This is a genomic window from Sphingomonas sp. Leaf20, from assembly GCF_001421535.1.
Taxonomy (GTDB): Bacteria; Pseudomonadota; Alphaproteobacteria; order Sphingomonadales; family Sphingomonadaceae; genus Sphingomonas.
In genome coordinates this window covers 1-2796 of record NZ_LMKN01000006.1, presented here as the reverse complement: position 1 = coordinate 2796, position 2796 = coordinate 1, and the positions used below count along the sequence as shown (strand labels likewise).

At 61.1% G+C, this 2796-nt stretch carries 5 protein-coding genes; 1 reads left to right on the top strand and 4 read right to left on the bottom strand.

Going from position 1 to position 2796, the window contains the following annotated elements; translation table 11 throughout:
• From ASE72_RS20845 to ASE72_RS08245, 4 genes are all read right to left on the bottom strand, one after another.
• Positions 1-691: YncE family protein (locus ASE72_RS20845; RefSeq protein ID WP_443024739.1), on the bottom strand; the 691-nt coding region annotated here is incomplete at its 3' end.
• Positions 628-1218: a YncE family protein gene (locus ASE72_RS20840; RefSeq protein ID WP_235532299.1), complete on the bottom strand. Its 591-nt coding sequence runs from the start codon at positions 1216-1218 to the stop codon at positions 628-630. The genes ASE72_RS20845 and ASE72_RS20840, both read right to left, overlap by 64 nt.
• Positions 1215-1583: a CopM family metallochaperone gene (gene copM / locus ASE72_RS08250; RefSeq protein ID WP_082445904.1), complete on the bottom strand. Its 369-nt coding sequence runs from the start codon at positions 1581-1583 to the stop codon at positions 1215-1217. Before copM ends, ASE72_RS20840 begins: the two co-directional genes overlap by 4 nt.
• Before the next feature lie 35 nt (positions 1584-1618).
• Positions 1619-2098 carry a hypothetical protein gene (locus ASE72_RS08245; protein ID WP_156350317.1) on the bottom strand — a complete coding sequence of 160 codons (480 nt, stop codon included), beginning with the start codon at positions 2096-2098 and terminating at the stop codon, positions 1619-1621.
• A 244-nt stretch (positions 2099-2342) separates the two neighbouring features.
• Here ASE72_RS08245 and ASE72_RS08240 point away from each other — a divergent pair.
• Positions 2343-2796 (top strand): YncE family protein (locus tag ASE72_RS08240; protein WP_443024738.1); only part of this gene is annotated, 454 nt, incomplete at its 3' end.

Genomic DNA, 2796 nt, shown 5'->3' with positions numbered 1-2796 from the left:
GGCTGCGCCCAGTCCCGGATAGAGTCAGCTGGATCTTCATGCCGGCCTGCGCGAGCGGCACCAGGTTTGCACGGCCATCGCCTACCGGCACCGCGCCGGGAACATATGCCACGCCTTGCGGCCCCTGACCGATTGGAATCGTCGCGATGACGGTGTTGCTTGCTGTGTCGATCGCCGCGACCGCATCGGCGTTCTCCAGCCCGACATACATCCGCGTGCCGTCGCCCGACGGCCATAGGCCGTGCGGGAGCGCGCCGACCGGGATGCTCGCCACCTGCACAAAGTCAGTGGTGCGGAACACCTTCACGACATTCTCGGTGCCGACCGTCACAAAGGCGAACTGGCCGTTCTTATTGCGGGCGATATTGACGTGGTTGGTGATCGCGCCGGTATCGAACGTCTTGAGCACTGCGAAGGGTGGCTTGGCGTCAAACACCATGACCTTGCCGACGTCCTTGAGCGTCAACCAGACCTGCTTACCGTCGGGCGTCGCGGCGATGTCAGGGCAGAACGGGCTCGCCTGCTTGACGCGACCGACGATCTTCTTCGAGGCGGTGTCGATCACCACGGTCTCGGGTGAGAAGCTCGAACAGACATAGCCGTATTTCCCGTTCGGCGAGAAAATCGTCATGCCGGGGCCGTTGGGGACGGGGATGCGCGTGGTCGGCGCGAAGGTCTTGCCGTCGAGCACCTGGATATAATCCTCGCCGCGCACCGCGACCGGCCGTTGGGGACGGGGATGCGCGTGGTCGGCGCGAAGGTCTTGCCGTCGAGCACCTGGATATAATCCTCGCCGCGCACCGCGACCCAGACTTCGCGACCGTCGGGGCGGAAAAACGCCTCATGCGGCGAGCGCCCGACATAGGTCGTGTGCTTCACGGCATTGGTCGCGGTATCGATGAACGTCACCGAGTTCGAACCGATCGAGATCGCCGCCAGCGTCTTACGATCGGGCGAGAAGCCCATGCCGTGGACAAGCAGCTGCCCCTTGTAGAGCGGGCTGAGGTTGGCGGGGGTCTGGTCGCCGAGCTTGATGACGCCGAGCAGCGTGTTGGTTGATGGGTCGATCACCGACACGGTGTTGGAGAACTGGTCCGACGTGTAGAACCGGTCCTGCGCGCTGACAGGGATGTCGGGGGTCGCATTGGGCACTTGCTGGGCAAACGCAGGGCCTGAAAAGCACAAGGCGGTGCAGGCGGTTAGGGTGAAACGCTTCATGAACGGTCTCCGTGATGGGGGTGACCAGTCGCGGTCGGTCCGGTGTGACGTGGCAACGCGCCGCCTTCGGATAGGATGCCCTGCATCACCGCGATTTCCTGACGCTGTTCGACGATGATCCCTTGCGCAAGCCGGCGCAGGCGTTCGTCCTTGCCGTAACGCAGCTCGATCTCAGCCATGTCGATCGCACCTTGATGATGCGGGATCATCATCCTTGCGAAGTCGCGATCGGGATCGTTTGAATAGCCGGTCATCATCGCGCCGTGCATCCGCGTCATCGCCGCATCCATCGCGGACGCGAAGCCGTCCGTTTGCGCGATAGCAGCGGTCGATACGGACAAGCCTATCGCCATCAGCAAGGTCATGCGTGATCTCATCGTCCTGTCCCTAGTTTTCCTGTTTACGACACGCGAGCGATGATGCCGATAATCGTTGCTAGCACGGCCATGCAGGCCGGGAGAAAGAGCATCTGTATAGCCGCTTCGCGCCCTGTGATCGTGCCCGTCAAGATATCGACCGGGCCCTTGATGAACTCCGAGAACGAACGGAGGGGTTCGCCGGGGGCGGGAGTATCGCTGAGTACGATGCCGCCAGCAATCAGACCGAAATACAGGATCATGAAGACCGACACGACCGTCAGGACGAGCGCCGTAGCTGCATCACGTGCGAAGAAGGTCCAGAAAGTCAGCAACATTGCTGCATACACGCCGACGAGCAAGCCCAACGTGGCAGGATGGACGCCGTGCGATGCGATGCCTGGAGCCGTTCTTTCCAGCTCGTCATAATTGCCTGCATCCGGCACGATTGCGAGATGTCGACGCACAGGCTTAGGAGCAACGAGTGTCTCGGTAGCGAGATCGTAGATCGGCTGTGTTGCCATGAGGAAGTCTCCGCGCGTCTCGATGAATGCCGAGCGTGACAGGATAGATGATTGCGGCGGGGCGGTCGGTCCAACGCATAACCACGGTCATTCCAATCATTTAACAGGAACGGTCGGCGATCTATAATCGCGTTTTCGTATTGAAATCATCGCGACCATGCGTTGGACGCGAGGGACATATCGGTCGATCTAGCGGCATCGGACCGGCACGATCACCCGCCGGGTCCGTGATAAGGATCAAACGATGAAAGCTGCGATCGTTCTGGTTGCCGCGATGTTGGCCTCCGTAGCGCCAGTCCCGGCGATCGCTCAGGCCTATTGGGCTGCACCTGCGGCGGACGACTTTCCCTACGATATCAAGGCGGTTCAGGCACCGTGGTCGAAGGCTGATATCGACCTCAGCCATCATGACCGGATCTATGTGTCTGACCCTACATCGACGAAGATCGTTGTCATCGATCCTGCAGCGGGCAACGAACTGGGACGGATCGACCTCGCCAAAAGCGCGATAGCTGAGCCCAGCTTTTCCAGCCCCAAAGTCCAGCACCTGGCTGCAACGCGTGACGGGCGGACCCTGGCGGTATCGGCATTAGCGCAGCACAGTGTGACGCTCGTAGATCTGGCCACGAACACGGAACGAGGCCGGACCGTGTTCCAGACGTCGCCTAAGCACATCACCTTGTCGACGACCAAGAAGG

Bases quoted from the DNA above. Each gene is read 5' to 3' on its own strand.
- ASE72_RS08245 (WP_156350317.1), bottom strand. From the start codon at position 2,098: ATGGCAACACAGCCGATCTACGATCTCGCTACCGAGACACTCGTTGCT.
- copM (WP_082445904.1), bottom strand. From the start codon at position 1,583: ATGACCTTGCTGATGGCGATAGGCTTGTCCGTATCGACCGCTGCTATC.
- ASE72_RS20840 (WP_235532299.1), bottom strand. From the start codon at position 1,218: ATGAAGCGTTTCACCCTAACCGCCTGCACCGCCTTGTGCTTTTCAGGC.